At 69.7% G+C, this 15,463-nt stretch carries 16 protein-coding genes; 10 read left to right on the top strand and 6 right to left on the bottom strand.

Annotated features, from left to right (window positions below; all coding sequences use genetic code 11):
- Window positions 1-39: 39 nt before the first annotated feature.
- From malA to Z052_RS05180, 3 genes are all read left to right on the top strand, one after another.
- Entirely contained in the window at window positions 40-2,169 is a 2,130-nt protein-coding gene (malA, locus tag Z052_RS05170) for an alpha-amylase MalA (RefSeq protein WP_099288882.1), read from the top strand.
- Between the two features lie 124 nt (window positions 2,170-2,293).
- The gene (malQ, locus tag Z052_RS05175) at window positions 2,294-3,784 is read left to right on the top strand and encodes a 4-alpha-glucanotransferase (protein WP_094521356.1); all 1,491 of its coding nucleotides are present in this window, start codon (window positions 2,294-2,296) and stop codon (window positions 3,782-3,784) included.
- Window positions 3,785-3,788: 4 nt separating this feature from the next.
- Complete coding sequence (locus Z052_RS05180) at window positions 3,789-4,817, top strand: sodium:calcium antiporter (protein ID WP_094521357.1); 1,029 nt, start codon at window positions 3,789-3,791, stop codon at window positions 4,815-4,817.
- Window positions 4,818-4,877: 60 nt separating this feature from the next.
- On the opposite strand, the gene Z052_RS05185 is transcribed toward Z052_RS05180, so the two are convergent.
- Complete coding sequence (locus tag Z052_RS05185) at window positions 4,878-5,090, bottom strand: PLDc N-terminal domain-containing protein (protein ID WP_049929318.1); 213 nt, start codon at window positions 5,088-5,090, stop codon at window positions 4,878-4,880.
- Window positions 5,091-5,185: 95 nt separating this feature from the next.
- Between Z052_RS05185 and Z052_RS05190 the strand changes: the two genes are divergently transcribed.
- The 5 genes from Z052_RS05190 (at window position 5,186) to Z052_RS05210 (ending at window position 9,084) form a co-directional block, all read left to right on the top strand.
- Window positions 5,186-5,518, top strand: coding sequence for a hypothetical protein (locus tag Z052_RS05190; protein ID WP_049929317.1), 333 nt, complete (start codon window positions 5,186-5,188; stop codon window positions 5,516-5,518).
- 90 nt (window positions 5,519-5,608) lie between these two features.
- On the top strand, window positions 5,609-6,922 hold the full coding sequence (locus Z052_RS05195) for a Zn-dependent hydrolase (RefSeq protein ID WP_086216560.1): 1,314 nt from the start codon (window positions 5,609-5,611) through the stop codon (window positions 6,920-6,922).
- Window positions 6,923-7,279: 357 nt separating this feature from the next.
- Entirely contained in the window at window positions 7,280-8,326 is a 1,047-nt protein-coding gene (locus tag Z052_RS05200; RefSeq protein WP_094521358.1) for a transcription initiation factor IIB family protein, read from the top strand.
- 101 nt (window positions 8,327-8,427) lie between these two features.
- Window positions 8,428-8,607 carry a hypothetical protein gene (locus Z052_RS05205; protein WP_049929314.1) on the top strand — a complete coding sequence of 60 codons (180 nt, stop codon included), beginning with the start codon at window positions 8,428-8,430 and terminating at the stop codon, window positions 8,605-8,607.
- 243 nt (window positions 8,608-8,850) lie between these two features.
- Window positions 8,851-9,084: a UPF0058 family protein gene (locus tag Z052_RS05210; protein ID WP_004598519.1), complete on the top strand. Its 234-nt coding sequence runs from the start codon at window positions 8,851-8,853 to the stop codon at window positions 9,082-9,084.
- Window positions 9,085-9,180: 96 nt separating this feature from the next.
- Here Z052_RS05210 and Z052_RS05215 read toward each other — a convergent pair whose 3' ends face one another.
- The gene (locus Z052_RS05215; RefSeq protein WP_086216559.1) at window positions 9,181-9,639 is read right to left on the bottom strand and encodes a DUF555 domain-containing protein; all 459 of its coding nucleotides are present in this window, start codon (window positions 9,637-9,639) and stop codon (window positions 9,181-9,183) included.
- A gap of 68 nt (window positions 9,640-9,707) precedes the next feature.
- Window positions 9,708-10,634 (bottom strand): DNA-3-methyladenine glycosylase, encoded by a 927-nt coding sequence (locus Z052_RS05220; protein WP_049929312.1) that lies wholly within the window; start codon window positions 10,632-10,634, stop codon window positions 9,708-9,710.
- Window positions 10,635-10,723: 89 nt separating this feature from the next.
- Between Z052_RS05220 and Z052_RS05225 the strand changes: the two genes are divergently transcribed.
- The gene (locus tag Z052_RS05225) at window positions 10,724-11,224 is read left to right on the top strand and encodes an SRPBCC family protein (RefSeq protein ID WP_049929311.1); all 501 of its coding nucleotides are present in this window, start codon (window positions 10,724-10,726) and stop codon (window positions 11,222-11,224) included.
- A gap of 38 nt (window positions 11,225-11,262) precedes the next feature.
- Here the strand turns inward: Z052_RS05225 and Z052_RS05230 are convergent, their stop codons facing one another.
- Both Z052_RS05230 and Z052_RS05235 read right to left on the bottom strand, forming a co-directional pair.
- Window positions 11,263-12,840 carry a HAMP domain-containing sensor histidine kinase gene (locus Z052_RS05230; RefSeq protein WP_094521359.1) on the bottom strand — a complete coding sequence of 526 codons (1,578 nt, stop codon included), beginning with the start codon at window positions 12,838-12,840 and terminating at the stop codon, window positions 11,263-11,265.
- 63 nt (window positions 12,841-12,903) lie between these two features.
- Window positions 12,904-13,788: a DMT family transporter gene (locus tag Z052_RS05235; protein ID WP_086219116.1), complete on the bottom strand. Its 885-nt coding sequence runs from the start codon at window positions 13,786-13,788 to the stop codon at window positions 12,904-12,906.
- A 139-nt stretch (window positions 13,789-13,927) separates the two neighbouring features.
- Between Z052_RS05235 and Z052_RS05240 the strand changes: the two genes are divergently transcribed.
- Complete coding sequence (locus Z052_RS05240; RefSeq protein ID WP_049929308.1) at window positions 13,928-14,230, top strand: hypothetical protein; 303 nt, start codon at window positions 13,928-13,930, stop codon at window positions 14,228-14,230.
- Between the two features lie 27 nt (window positions 14,231-14,257).
- Here the strand turns inward: Z052_RS05240 and Z052_RS05245 are convergent, their stop codons facing one another.
- Window positions 14,258-15,103 (bottom strand): hypothetical protein, encoded by an 846-nt coding sequence (locus tag Z052_RS05245; protein WP_241897903.1) that lies wholly within the window; start codon window positions 15,101-15,103, stop codon window positions 14,258-14,260.
- Window positions 15,104-15,463: the final 360 nt, after the last annotated feature.

The following is a 15,463-nucleotide window of genomic DNA, read 5'->3' on the forward strand; positions in this document are numbered from 1 at the left end:
AGAGCAACACCGAAGGCCCCGGGCGTTAATTGGCGTCACATGCACCACCCCGGACCCCCGCGCTTCCTCGCGACCGGCGAGCAGACCGAACTGGCTCCGCGAGACCCGAACCCCGACGCGACGTACGCCTGGCGCGTCGCCGACGCCCCGCCCGGCAGCGAGGCGACTGTCGGCGACGACGCCGTAACGGCGTTCACGCCCGACGTTCCGGGCCGTTACCTGCTCGGGCTCGACGCGCCGGACGGCGACCACCTGCTCACGGTCCGCGCGTTCCCCGCGAGCTACGAGGGCGTCGACGTCGCCGGCGGCAGCGGGACCGCGATACGGGACCGCGACGCGGACGACGCGCCGGTGGACTACGCCGCGCGGGAGCGGCACGAGGGCGTGGGTCGGCCGCGGGTCAGGGTGGACGCGAGCGTCGCGTTCGGCGACGACGCCGAGTCGACCGGCGGCGAGACCGGAGGGGAGGAGGCGCGCGCGGGCGCCGGAGAGGCGGTGTTCACCGCGACGCCGACGCCGAACCCGGAGTCCGCGTTCGACGCCGACGACCTCTCGGTGACCTTCGTCGTCGACGACCGGGACGTCGAGACCGCGGTGGCCGACGGCCGCACGAGCCCGCGAGACGCGCTCCGGGTGAGCGACGGCGGCCGCGAACTCCGCGTCCCCCTCGACGCGGTTCCTGACCGCCTCCGCGTTCACGCCGTCGCGGTCGCGCGGGACTCGGGAGAGGATCCGCGCGTGAGCGTCGCCGACGCGGCCGCGGTCGAGCGCGCCGGGGACGGTCCGCCGGGAGCGACCGACGCCGGCGGCGAGGCCGTGCTGACCCCTGACGCGCCCGACTTCGAGACGCTCCGACTCAACGACCCGCCGGTGTGGACTCGCAGCGCCTCCGTCTACGAGGTGTTCGTCCGCACCTTCGCGGACGCCGATGAGGGCGCGGCGTTCGACGCCATCGCGGAGCGGATCCCCCGGATCGCGGAGCTCGGCGCCGACACGCTCTGGCTCACGCCGGTCCTCGGGCACGACGGGAAGCCACACGGCTACAACATCGTCGACTTCTTCGACACCGCCGACGACCTCGGCGAGCGCGAGGACTTCGAAGCGCTCGTCGAGACGGCCCACGACCACGGGATGCGCGTGCTGTTCGACTTCGTCGCCAACCACACGGCCCGCGACCACGAGTGGTTCCGCGACGCCTACCAGAATCCGGAGTCGCCGTACCGCGACCGCTACGAGTGGCAGGAGTCCGGCGAGCCGGGGACCTACTTCGACTGGGAGCTTATCGCGAACCTGAACCACGCGAACCTCGACGTGCGGCGGTTCCTCCTCGACGTGATCGACGAGTGGGCCCCGCTGGTCGACGGGTTCCGCTGCGACATGGCGTGGGCGGTCCCGGACTCGTTCTGGCGCGAACTCCGCGACCGCGTGAAGGACATCGACCGCGAGTTCCTCCTGATGGACGAGACGATCCCGTACATCCCCGGCTTCCACGAGGGGATGTTCGACGTCCACTTCGACGCGACGCTGTACTTCCAGCTCCGCCAGGTCGGTCGCGGCGCGGAACCCGCTTCGAGCGTCCTCGACGCGGTCGACCAGCGCGCGGAGATCGGGTTCCCCGACCACGCCGAGTTCCTCCAGTACATCGAGAACCACGACGAGACGCGCTACCGCGTCGAGTGCGGCGACGCCGCCGCGGCGGCCGCGGGCGCGGCGATCATGACGCTGCCCGGCGTCCCGATGGTGTACGCCGGCCAGGAGATCGGTCAGCGCGGCCGGCGCGACGCGATCGCGTGGGACCACGCGCGCGAGGAGGTCCGCGACCGCTACGAGCGACTGCTCGCGACCCGACGGGACCACCCGGCGCTCGGGCCGGAGGGCGACGTGTCGCGCGTCGGCTACCACGTCGCGAGCGGCGACCTCTCCGAGCGGCCGATTGTCGCGAGCGGCGACGTCCACCCGGACGACGTGGTCGCGTTCCGCCGGCACGACGGCGACGAGGACCTGATCGCCGTTCTCAACTTCGCGCCCGCGGACGCGAGCGTCGCGATCGATGTCGCTCACGGCGAGCGCGACCTGGTCACGGGCGAGCGGTGCGTGGTCGAAGACGGCGAGGGCACCGAGCGGGTCCGCGTCGACGACGTGGCGGTGGTGCCGGTCGCAGAGGAGTGAACGGCGGGCCGGAGAGTGGCCGTCCGGTCGCGGACGAGTGAGCGGCCAGTCGTGACGATCTCCGCCGCCGCGACGCGATCCCCGGACGCAACGTTTGAAGTCAGTGGGGGGCGCAGGGTGGCCTATGCGATTCGACCGCTCCGACGGCGTCTTCTGTCACGTCACCTCGCTACCGGGGGCGTACGGGATCGGCGACCTCGGCGAGGGCGCGCGCGACTTCCTCTCGTTCCTCGGCGACGCCGACGTCGACCACTGGCAGATCTGTCCGATCGGGCCGACGCTCTCCGTGGCCGGGGAGTCGCCGTACCAGTCGCCGTCCGCGTTCGCCGGCAACCCGCTGTTCGTCGACCCCGAGGGGCTCGTCGACGACGGCTGGCTCGACGAGGGGGACCTGCGGCCGGTGCCCGACTTCCCGACCGACCGCGTCGACTACGACGCGGTCCGCGAGTACAAGCTCCCGCTGTTGCGGACCGCGTTCGAGCAGTTCGAGGAGCGGGCGACCGAGGAGGACCGCGCCGCGCTGGGCGCGTTCCGCGAGCGCGAGCCGTGGCTGGCCGACTACGCGCTGTTCAGGGCGCTCTCCGACGCCCGCCCTGAGGACGTGTGGACGGAGTGGCCCGCGCCGCTGCGCACGCGAGACCCGGACGCGCTGGCCGAGGCGCGCGAGGAACACGCCGCGGAGGTCCGGTTCCGCGCGTTCGTCCAGTGGACGTTCGACCGCCAGTGGCACGAACTGCGCGCGGTCGCCGCCGATGAGGGCGTATCGATCGTCGGCGACGTGCCCATCTACGTCGCGCTCGACTCCGCCGACGTGTGGGCGAGCCCGGAGGCGTTCCGGCTCGACGAGGGGAACCGTCCGACTGCGGTCGCGGGCGTGCCGCCGAACGCCGGCGATTCCGGCCAACGGTGGGGGAACCCGCTGTACGACTGGGAGCGGCTCGCCGAGTCGGGGTACGACTGGTGGCTCGACCGGTTCCGTCGGCTGTTCGACCTCGCGGACGTGGCGCGGCTCGACCACTTCCTCGGCTTCGTGAAGTACTGGGCGATCCCCGCCGACAGCGACGACCCCGCGGACGGCGAGTGGCGCGACGGGCCGGGCCGCGACCTGTTCGAGGCCGTCGAGCGCGAGCTCGGCGCGGCCCCGTTCATCGCCGAGGACCTCGGCTTCGAGGACCCGGCGATGGACGAGCTGATGGCCGAGTTCGGCTTCCCGGGGATGCGCGTCCCGCAGTACGCCGACTGGTGCGCGGAGGGGAACGAGTACCAGCCGATGCACTACGGCGAGGGGGTCGTCGGCTACACCTCGACGCACGACACCGACACGTGGGCCGGCTACTTCGAGGACCTCCCCGCCGAGCAGCGCGACTGCTTCCGGTACAACGTCGGGAGCGACCCCGACGAGCCGCCCGAGTGGGCGATCATCGACGAGGTGTGGAGTTCGGACGCGATCCTCGCCGTGGCGACGATTCAGGACCTGCTCGGGCTCGGCAGCGAGTCCCGGTTCAACGAGCCCGGGACGCTGGACGGCAACTGGGAGTGGCGCGTCGCCCGCGACGACCTCGACGACGCGATCGCGGACCGGCTGTGGGAGCTGGCCGGGAAGCACGTGCGCTAGCGCCGTGACGGGCGCCCTCCCCGACTCGCCACTCGTCCACGTCCTCGTGATCGCCGCGGCGACCGCGTTCATCTGGCTCGGGAGCGGCTGGTTGGAGGAGGCCGCCGAGACGCTGTCCGGGTACTACGGGCTCCCGGAGGTGGTTCAAGGGTCGATCGTCGTCGCGGTCGGATCGAGCTTCCCGGAGCTCGTGAGCGTGCTGGTCACCGCTCTCACCGGCGTCTTCGACATGGGCGTGGGCGCGCTCGTCGGGTCGGCCATCTTCAACGTTCTCGTGATTCCCGCGGCCGCCGGACTCGGAGGCGAGGACGAGCTGGAAGCCAACCGGGCGATCGTGTACAAGGAGGCGCAGTTCTACATGCTGGCGGTCTCCGCGCTGGTCGTGACGTTCGCGCTCGCGGTCATCTACTTCCCGGTGTCGACGGACCCGATCGTCGGGACGTTGCCGCGCTCGCTCGCGGTCATCCCGCTCGCGCTGTACTGTCTCTACCTCTTCATCCAGTATCAGGACGTCGACGACGCGGCGATGGACCGCGTGCGCGAGGGGATCGACATTCGGCGCGAGTGGGCGAAGCTCGGCGGCGGGCTCGCGGTCATCGTCGTCACCGTCGAGCGGCTCGTGGCGTCGGTGGAGTCGCTCGGCGTCACTTTCGGAGTCCCGGAGTTCCTCGCCGGCGTCACGGTCGTCGCGGCAGCGACGAGCCTCCCGGACACGCTGGTCAGCGTCCGGACGGCGCGCGAGAACCGGGGGACGACGAGCCTCGGAAACGTCCTCGGATCGAACACGTTCGACCTGCTCGTCGCTATCCCGCTCGGCGTGCTGATCGTCGGCGAGGTCGCCGTCAACTTCTCGACGGCGGTGCCGATGCTCGGCGTGTTGACGGTCGCGACCGTCCTGCTGTTCGTGACGCTCCGGACGAGCCTCGCGCTCAACGAGCGCGAGTCGTACGCGCTGCTCGCGGCCTACGGGCTGTTCGTCGCGTGGGTCGTCGCCGAGAGCGTCGGCGTGACGAGCGTGCTCAAGGGCGTGTGAGTCCTCCGGTGGGATCGGCGCCGGGAACCACTCGTCGGCCCCGGTGCGTGAGACGGCGGCTCAGTAGGAGTCCCGCCCGATGATGAGGTACAGCAGGATCCCGAGAAGCGGCGCGAAGAACACGACGAGCGCCCACAGGATCGGCGGGTGCTCGCTGCGGCTCTGCGCGTCAGAGTACGTCCACACGATCATCGCGAGGTGGACGACGAGGAACCCGAGACTGACTAAGAGGGCGATACCGGCCGCCGCGCCTTGGAGGAGCAACGGGGACATGCCGGCTGACACCACGACGCCGCGCGCAAAGTGTCTTCGGGATCGGAAGGCGCTCCCGGCGAAACGGCTATGAGTGACGGATGTGAACGGTACGCATGGTCGGTGTCGTGCGCGCAGCGGGTGCCACGACCGAGCTCTGCTGCGGCCTCGCGCTGCTCGCGCTGTCGCGGACCGACACCGAGGGGGTTCCGGCGGCACCGTTCGCGACCGGCTTCGCGGTCGGCTACCTCTACCGTCACGCGCGGGCGACCGCGGGCTGTCGGCGGTTCCGCGGCGGCCCGGCACGAAGCCTCGGGATCGCGCTGGCGTGGGCGGCGCTCGGCGTCGCCGCCGAGCGGTCGATCGACGGGAAGGCGGCGAGCCGCGCGTTCGCGGCCGGACTCGGGCTGGGCTCGGCCGGCTACTGGCTCGCGCGGCGCGGGGAGTGAAGGCCACTCGGGAGGTGACCGCCCGGACACCCGCCTCGACGCGACCGCCGGAGCCCGAACCGTTTTGATCGCGGAGCGCCCGGCTCAGGTATGACGCTCCCAGTCGACGCGGACCGGCTCCGCGCGGACATCGAGGCGAATGCGGCGTTCGGCCGCGTCGAAACGGGCGATCCGGACGCGCACGCGCGAACGAATCGCACTGGATCCGAGGCGAACCGTCGCGCCAGGGACCGGCTGGTCGAACGGCTTCGAGCCGCCGGTCTCGACGTCGCGGTCGACGCGGTCGGAAACGTCCTCGGGACGTGGGTCCCGGCGAGCGCCGATCCCGAGGCGGCTCCGGTCGTTTCGGGGAGCCACCTCGACAGCGTGCCGGAGGGCGGGATCTTCGACGGCCCGCTCGGGGTGTACGCCGCGTTGGAGGCGGTCCGCGCGATGCGTGACGCAGGGGCCGAGCCGGACCGACCGGTCGCCGTCGTCAGCTTCACCGAGGAGGAGGGAGGCAGCTTCGGCAACGGGCTCCTCGGTTCGTCAGTCGCGACCAGCGAGACGGCGCTCGACGACGCGCTCGCGCTGTCGAACGCTGGCGGAGAGACGCTCGGCGAGGCGCTCGACCGGATCGGCTACCGCGGGGGCGACGCCGTCGACGCCGCCACGCCGACCGACGACGACGGCGACCCGACGACGCTCGATCCCGCGTCGTGGGCGGCGTTCTACGAGCTCCACATCGAGCAGGACACGACGCTGGAGGAAGCGGGCGCGGCGGTCGGTGTCGTGACGACGATCACCGGGATCACCCATTGCGAGGCAGCGATCGAAGGCGAGGCGAACCACGCGGGCGCGACCCCGATGGACGAGCGGACCGACGCGCTCGCGGCCGCGAGCGAGTTCGTGTTGGACGTCGAAGCCGCCGCGAACGAGGTCGTGGCGTCCTCGTCGCCCTCGGCGGTGGGCACCGTCGGGTCGCTGTCGGTCGCGCCGAACGCGACGAACGTGGTTCCCGGCCGCGTCGAGGCCGGCGTGGATATCCGCGACGTCGAGGCCGGATCCATGGAGGCGATCGTCGAGGCCGCGCGCGACTCGCTCGCGCGGCTGGAGCGCGAGCGGGGCGTCGAGACCGCGTTCGAGCGACCGTTCGACGTTGCGCCCACGCCGATGAGCGACCGGCTCCGCGGGGCCGCACACGGCGCCGCCGACGCCGCCGGGCGGGAGGCGATCGACCTCCACTCGGGCGCGGCGCACGACGCGATGCGGGTCGCGCGCGTCACGGACGCGTCGCTGCTGTTCGCTCCGTCCCGCGACGGGATTTCGCACAACCCCCGAGAGTGGACCGACTGGGACGACTGCGCCGCGGCGACCGAGGTGCTGGCGGGCGCGCTCGCGCGCGCCGCGGTCGACGAGCGGTGACGGTCGACGGTGCGAGCGAGGTCGGCGCTGTACCCGGTGGCCTCTCAGGCACACGGACCTCGGGTGGGGCGCCGACCGGCCCCTTGAGTCGAGGACCGGCCTCGCTGCGTGGGGGCGGTCACTGAGAGTGAAGTATAAATACGGTCGCACGACTCCGCTCCGGGACATCACCGATCGCGGATAGGACGAGGTCGAGGTCACATATCCGCGTACACCGACGTATGAAGCCGCTTCCGGTCGCAACGCCGCGCTCAATTATAGATATATTTATATACTTTTGCGACTAACTATACGTTAACGAGCTGGCGATTCGCGGACCTCGCTGTATTTTCGTCGGGGGATCGTCGGAGCACACCCATGACAGAGACACATACCTACAGCGACGGCGGCACGGAACGGGAAGGACGGGCGGACTCCGCGGACGCGTCCGCGGGCGGCGAGCGCACGCGAACGAGGGCGTCGGAGTCGGCGGCCGTCGCGGAGCCGACGGAGAGCGAGCGCGAGCCCACCACGACCTGCCCCGAGTGCGGCGGTCGGCTCGCGACCGACACGGAGCACGGCGAGACGGTGTGTGACGACTGCGGGCTCGTCGTCGAGGCGGACTCGGTCGACCGCGGGCCGGAGTGGCGCGCGTTCAACTCGAACGAGCGAGACAGCAAGTCGCGGGTCGGCGCTCCGACGACGAACATGATGCACGACAAGGGGCTCTCGACGAACATCGGCTGGCAGGATAAGGACGCCTACGGCAAGTCGCTCTCGGGCCGGCAGCGACGCCGCATGCAGCGGCTGCGGACGTGGAACGAGCGGTTCCGCACCCGCGACTCCAAGGAGCGCAACCTCAAGCAGGCGCTCGGCGAGATCGACCGCATGGCCAGCGCCCTCGGCCTCCCCGACAACGTCCGCGAGACCGCGAGCGTCATCTACCGCCGCGCGCTCGACGAGGACCTGCTTCCCGGCCGCTCCATCGAGGGCGTCGCGACGGCCTCGCTGTACGCCGCAGCCCGGCAGGTGGGGAACCCGCGGAGCCTCGACGAGTTCACGACGGTCTCCCGTGTCGAGAAGATGGAGCTCACGCGGACGTACCGGTACGTCATCCGCGAGCTCGGACTGCGCGTCCAGCCGGCGGACCCGACGAGCTACGTCCCGCGGTTCGTCTCGCGGCTCGGCCTCTCGGAGGAGACGGAGCGGCGCGCACGCGAACTGCTCGACGACGCCGCGAACGCCGGGATCACGAGCGGTAAGTCGCCGGTCGGACTGGCCGCCGCCGCCGTCTACGCCGCCGCGCTCCTGTCGAACGAGAAGGTGACGCAGAGTCAGGTCTCGGAGGTCGCCGACATCAGCGAGGTCACCATCCGGAATCGATACAAGGAGCTCCTCGACGCGAGCGGCGCCGCGAGCGCCTGAGGCGCCGTCAGGAACTCGGTTCGATGTCGGTCTCGTCGGGCTCGACACTCGACCCCCGATCGCCACCCACGTTTTTAACGCGGCCGACTGTACAGGGTGACATGGTTGATGCGTTCGTCAGACTCGTCTGTCCGGAGTGCGGCAAGGAGTGGCAGGACAACCCGGCCGAGCTTCAGGACCTGCGGTCTAACTTCAGTTGTCCGGCGTGTCACGCGACGCGGCGCCTGACCGAGTTCATGCGAACCGAGCGCGACCTCGAAGCCGTCAGACAGTTCCAGTAGCGCCGTGCCGGGTCGCGGGCTCGACCACCCCTGAGACCGGAGCCCCGACCGCACACGGTCGGCGTCTCGCGAACGACTTTTTGATCGTCGTCGACCTCGGGTAGCGACGGATCGCGGGAAACGATCCTGAACGATCTATCGAGAACCCACTTCTCCGCGTTGCTACTCGCGAAATACGCGGATAGTGTGGTAACGTTACTCAAGATAATAATATAAACCTCCGGTAGCAAAGGACTGGTACTCATGAAGAAGCAGGAGCTCATCCATCTTCACGGTCTCCTCGCGGAGGTACGAAAACAGTGCGAGTTCTGGGACGACGACGTTGACCTCGAAGCCTACGAGGAACTGGGCGTGAAACCGACGTCGATCCACAAATCGAAGACCGACCACAAGGCGGCCGTTTTCAAGCTGACAGAGGGAATCACTGAGCCGATGGAGTCGTCCGAATCGGAGCCGCTGGCCCCGACGGCCGACTGAGACGTTTACCGCGTACCGCTCCTCGCCGACCGCACCAAACGCCGACCAGCGTCGCGGCCGCTCCCGTCGAGAGCCGGCAGCACGGAGGCGACCGGCTCAGAACTCCTCATGCTCCTCGCCGCCGCTGAGTGCCGATCCGTCGCTGCGGCTCGACTCCTCGTCGCCCGACGCTGACTTCCCTGTCGCGGTCGACGCGTCGTCGGCGCGGTCGCTCTCTTCGGGACCGATCTCGGTGACGGTAAGGACCTTCAGCGGGATGTTGCGGAGTCGCTTCCCGATCTCCTTTCGCGCGACGCGGCTGGCGTGTTCGCCGCGGTCGACGTTGAACACGTCCATCCGGAGCTCCAAGGCGACGAGCGCCTCGTCGGCCGCGACGAACGCCGGATCGAGCGGTTCGCCGCTCGGCGACGTCCGGGTCCCGGTGTCGATCTCGACGTAGTTGAGGTCCGGGTTGAGCATCTCACCGGTCTTCGAGATGGCGATCCGGACCGCCTCGTCGGCGGTCTCCACGTCGTACACCGGGACCGCGGCCTCGACGACGACTCGACAGTCCATCACGATTGTGCGTACCACGCGAACGAGTATCAAACTTCGGCCGCGCCGGACTCCGGGCGCCGCGCCGGTCACTCGCCGCCGGCGCGGAGGTAGTAGAACACGTACGTCTGGGCGTAGCCGGCGAACTCGCCCCCGAAGCGCTCGCGGATCGCGCGGGAGGTCGCAGCGTAGCTCCCGCGGTCGCAGTCGGGGTAATACTCCTCGATGGTGGTGCGGATCCACGTGTCCAACGGCACCGCCTCCAGGAATCCCAGCGAGAACAGCAGTACGCAGTCGGCGACCTTGTCACCGACGCCGACGAACCGCGTGAGCGACTCGCGGGCCTCTTCGTAGGGGAGATCGGCCGCTTCCGAGAGGTCGGCCTCGCCCGTCGCGACCATCTCCGCGGTCCGCTGGACGTACGGCGCGCGGTAGCCCAAGGAGAGATCACGGAGTTCGTCCTCCGTCCGCGCCGCCAGCTGCTCGGGCGTCGGGAACGCCCGATACGTCTCGTCGTCGAGTCGAACTGCGTCCCCGTACGTCTCTCGGAGCCGGCGCTGCATCCCGTGGATCCGGGCAACCCGCATCTGGGCCGAACAGATGAACGAGATCAGACACGGGAAGACCGGGTCGCGGGTCAGTCGCATTCCCTCGTAGGCGTCGTACGCGCGCTCCAGCAGGGGCAGATCTGGCGTGGCGTCGAGGATCGCGTTGAGGTCGTCGTCGAGCCGGAGCAGGTGCGTCAACAGCGGCTCAACGTCCGTCGACGCCTCCCAGCGGAGGGTGCCGTCGTGGACGCCTCCCTCCTGTCGGACCCGCACCGCGACGCGCTCGTCGGTCACCCCGGGGATCGGATCGACGACGGTCTCGTACCACGCGTCGCCGCCGTGCGCGTGAAGTTCGTCATACGTGTCGCCGTCGGACCGGTTCCAGAGGTAACTCTGGCCGCTTTCGAGGGTCGCCTGAAGGTCGAACGGTCCAGCCAGATCGCCGACGTCGATCGCCCCGCGTTCCATCGTATTCGATCAGCGCGCGCGCAGGCATGCGAGTTTCGGTCGCGGCCCGCCGTGGACGGCTTTTTGTCCGACCGCACCGTACCGGACGTATGCCGACGTACAGGCGGACGATTCGGGTGCCCGCTCCGGTCGAAGACGTGTGGGCATTCCACTCCACGGTCGACGGACTGCGCGAACTCACCCCCGACTGGATGCGCCTCCACATCGACGGCGTGGAGGGACCGGACGGCGAGTCCGATCCGGGGGTTCTCGTCGCCGGATCGGCGATCGAGATGTCGGTCCGACCGTTCGGAGCGGGCCCGCGTCAGCGGTGGACTTCGCGCATCGTCGAGCGCGACCCCGACGGGGAGACCCCACCCGAGCGCTCCGCGCGGTTCGTCGACGAGATGGAGGACGGACCGTTCCGACGGTGGCAGCACACCCACGCGTTCTACGCCGACGGGGACGAGACCCTGCTCGTCGATACGGTCGCGTATCGACTGCCGCTCGGCCCGCTCGGCGACTTCGTCGGACCCGCGGCGAAAATCGGGTTCGAGGGCATGTTCCGAGACCGTCACCGGCGCACCGTCGACCGGTTCTCCGACGCATAACGGCGTCACGGAGCCGCCGCCGACACCGAGCGAATCCGCTACGCCGACGCGACCTGCGTCGCGCTCGCGCCGAACGTGAGCTCGAAGACCGCGCCGTCGTCGTTTCGGGCCTCGATGTCCCACTCGTGGGCCTCCACGATCCGGTCGACGATCGCCAGCCCGATCCCTGAGCTGTCGGCGGACGAGACGCCGGAGTCGAAGACCGTGTCGGCGAGTTCGACCGGTATCCCCGGACCGTCGTCCGCGACGTACATCCCGCGGCGGCCGTCCTCCGTGGTGAGCGGGCCGATCTCTATCGCCACATCCCGGCCCGCGTGATCGATCGCGTTCCGGAAGAGGTTCTCCAGCGCCTGCCGGAGTCGTCCCGGGTCGGCCTCGACCTGACCGACCTCATCCGCGATAGTGAGCGTCGCCTCGGGCGACCGGACGGACGCCCACGCGTCTTTCGCGACGGCCTCGATCGGAACCGACTCCGTCTCGCCGATCGCCTCCCCGCGCCGCGCGAGCATGAGCAGATCGTCGATCAGCGTTTCCATGCGGTCGACCGCGCCGCTCATGGCATCGTATCGCGACGGCGTCAGCTCGTCCTCGGAGAGCGACAGGTACCCCGAGAGCACGTTTAGCGGATTCCGGAGATCGTGTGAGACGACCGCACTGAACTGCTCGAGCTGTTCCGCCTGTCGGCGGAGCGCCGCCCGACGGTCGTTGCGCGCGATCGTGTGCGCGACCAGATCCCCGAGAGTACGGTACAGGTCGACCTCGTCGTCGGTCCACGTCCGGTAGTCGTCGGACTCGAAAGCGACGATTCCGCTCAGCTCCCAGTCGACGACGAGCGGTACGTGAACCGTCGCCGGCGGACCCGCCTCGTCAGTGTCAGCGGTCGAGACGTCTTCACCGCGCGGAGGAGCCGCCCCCCGAGCGACGTTGCCGAACGTCGACAGCTGGTCGGGGTCTGGGAAGTCATCGAACCGCCTCGGGGCGGGGTCGAAGCCGTCGGGACACCAGCTGTACGCCGGCACGAACTGCCCGTCCTCCTCTCGGTAACAGATTATCCGGTTGAGCTCGGCGTGCTCGCCGACGTTCTCCATCGTCCACTCGATCTTCGTTCCGACCTCGTCGGTGCGGGTGCTCATCAGCGTCGTCCCGGCGTCGAGCAAGACCTCAGAGAGGCGAGCGACATCGTCGGTTCCGAGCTGGACGCGGTCGGGCTCTAACAGTCCCGCGAGGCGTTCGGCGAGCGACCGGACGGCGTCGCTCTCGTCGGGGGACAGCGCCCAGTCGTCGACGGTGACCACGTCGTCGACGCCGGCCGCCAGCAGGGCGCGGATCGTCTCCGTCGTCGCGTCCTCGACGAGCGCGATCACCGGCACGTTTGACGGGAGCGCCGCGAGCCGCTCCGTTACCGCGTCGTCGGCCGCCGCCGCGGCGGTGACGACGACACCGCAGGTGTCGTTCAGCGGGCCCTCGTCGTCGCGTTCCTCACCCAGATCGGCCGGGGCGAACGTCCGAACCGTCGGTCCGTCGGGCCCCTTCCAAGCGGCGTCGACCGCGCGCGTTACGCGGTCGCTCGCGCGGGCATTTTCTCCTACAAACGCGACGACCGTTCGCCGGTCCATATCTTAATCAACCGGCCAGACGGTTTCAACGTTTACCCCAAAATATCGACGCTGAAAACGCTGTCACCGGTCAGCGGCCGCCGTGACGTATATCCCCAAGAGAACGACGCACCCGCCGACGACCGTCGCCGGCGTCGGAGTCTCCGACAGGAACGCGACGGCGAGCAGCGTCGCCCCGACCGGTTCGCCGAGCAGCGAGACGGAGACGACGCTCGACTCGAGGTGTGCGAGCGCCCAGTTGAGAACGGTGTGGCCGAGTAGTCCCGGACCGGCCGCGAGGCCGACGAACAGGAGCCATTCCCGAGGCGGGTATCCCGTAAGCGGATGTCCCGCCGCGAGGACGAACGAGAGCAAGACGAGCACGCAGACGCCGTACACGACCGTGACGTAGGGGACGAGCGAGATGCGTTGCCGCAGCGACCGCCCGGCCAACACGTAGCCCGCGGCGGCGACCGCCCCGGTCAACGCCAGCGCGTTTCCGTACAGCGGACGGGGGCCGACCGCCACGCCGCTGAGGAAGTCACCGAACGACATCGACACCATCCCGCCCACCGCGACGGCGATACCCGCCGCCATGCGGCGGGTAACGCGCTCGCGCAACAGCAGCCAGGCGCCGAGCGCGACGAACACCGGTTGCGCCTGAACGAGGGTCACGCTCGCGGCGACGCTCGTCCACCGGAGGCTCTCGAACCACGCCGCGAAGTGAACCGCGAGCGCGACCCCGGACAGGGCCGCGAACGCGAGATCGCGGGGCCGGATCCGCGCGAGATCCGCTCGATACCGCCACGCAGCGACCGCCCCCAGCGGCACCGTCGTGAACAACACCCGATAGAAGGCGGCGACCGAACTCGGCGCCTCGCTCAGACGGACGAGGATGGCGCCCGCGCTCACGGCTGCGACCGCCGTCGCCAGCGCCGCCTTGGGTGACACCGCCGGGTTCGAGGTCATCGGGTTCCACGACGCTTCGAACGGCGACTGCTTACGGCTTTCGAGAGCCGATCGACCGACGCGACGCAGATACTCCCGTGATCCTCGGTCAGCGACCGACGCCGACGGTGATTTCACTCCGCGACGCGAACCGGCACACATGTGTGCGGACACGTTCGGCGTCGGCATCCGCGTCACCGAAACGGAACTGCGCGTCGTCGTCGGTGTTCCATCAGATATCGACGCCGGATGGACCGACCCAGAGGCGTTCCAGTCGCTCATCGCGGAGGCCGTGTGGGAGCGGCTCGACCGACAAGCGACGCTGGAGGCCGTCGCCGCGCGGTACGACACGGGCGAGACCGCATCGCTCGGGAGCGTGACGCTGGAGCCGAACGGGACTGTGGTGAATGCCGACCTCGAACGCGTCGCGGAGGCGGACGCTCGGGACGGATCAAAAGAGTAGCGCGTCTACTGCGGTACGACCCCGCCTTCAGTCGTCTGAGACGCCCGTCGCGATCGCCGCACCGAGCGCCCACGTCCGTTTCGGCCGGTACGCGGTGAGATCGTACCGGGTCGGGCCGACGGTGTCTCCCCACGTTTCGAGCGCGCCGAGCGTGACCATCCCCGACAGCGTCGCCCCCAGCGTTCGCGGCGTCGTCTCCGGGTCCGCCAGCGCGGCGTGTACCTGCTTCGACTGCGGGTAGTTTCGGTCGCACGTCTCGATGCCGCGTTTGGCCTCCACCCAGTGGCGACGGACGTACCCGAACGTCGTGGGATCCTCGCGGGAGAGCCGTTCGACCGCCGTCACCGCCTCCGCGTCGGGCCCGACGACGACATCGGCGCGGGCGCCGACTCGTGACAGCAACTCCACGGGGATCTCGAACGAGCACCCCATCGAAATCCGACCCACTCTCCCCACAAACCGCTCGAGGAGACGGTCCACGAACGCGACTGCCGAGTCGACGCCTTCCCGGGCGGCGACGGGCGCGAGGTCGTCGACCACCACATCGATCGCGCCATCGGGGACGCCGTCGAAGTGGTCGGCGACGGCGTCGAAAACCCGTTCGCTTTCCACGGTCCCGCCGAGGACCGTGTAAGCGAGGCCGTTGTTCGGTACGACCTGCGTCGACGCGGCGGTCCCGCTCCGAGCGATGTCGTTCACGTCCACTACCGCCTCTCTGTCGGGCGGTCTCGCTCGCGCTCGATCCCAGCCGCTCCGCCACCTTTCCACGTCGGTCCCAAACAGGACGGACACGACACGGTCCGAGTCCACTCCGTCGCGAACCGACGGCTGCTCGCCACAGAACAGCCGTACCGTGCCGTTCGGTCCGCCCATTACACTTGGGTTCAGCGACAGAACTGATAAACTTACTGACGAAACTATTAGTACTGATACGATTCGCGCCGAGACGATCACTGTCCGCGCATTCGGTGCGGCGGGCCGACGACCCGCTGCTGTCGATCGGATACCGGTACGAAGCGACCTCTCACGCTGTCCGGCAGGCGATATCGGCGGTTTCTCGGACTGATCCGGAGCTGTCGCTGTGGAGCGTTTAAGCCTAGCGGTCGCGCGTCAGCGCCCTCGCTGCTCGCTATACATCAAAAAAGCCCACGGACGTATGTCCGTGGGCTGGGTGGGAGTATTCTCCCGGATGAGTGGGCAGGCGGCGACCCGTGGTTCCCAGAGGATCGCTCA

This window comes from Halorubrum sp. C191 (genome assembly GCF_002727095.1).
Lineage (GTDB): Archaea > Halobacteriota > Halobacteria > Halobacteriales > Haloferacaceae > Halorubrum > Halorubrum ezzemoulense.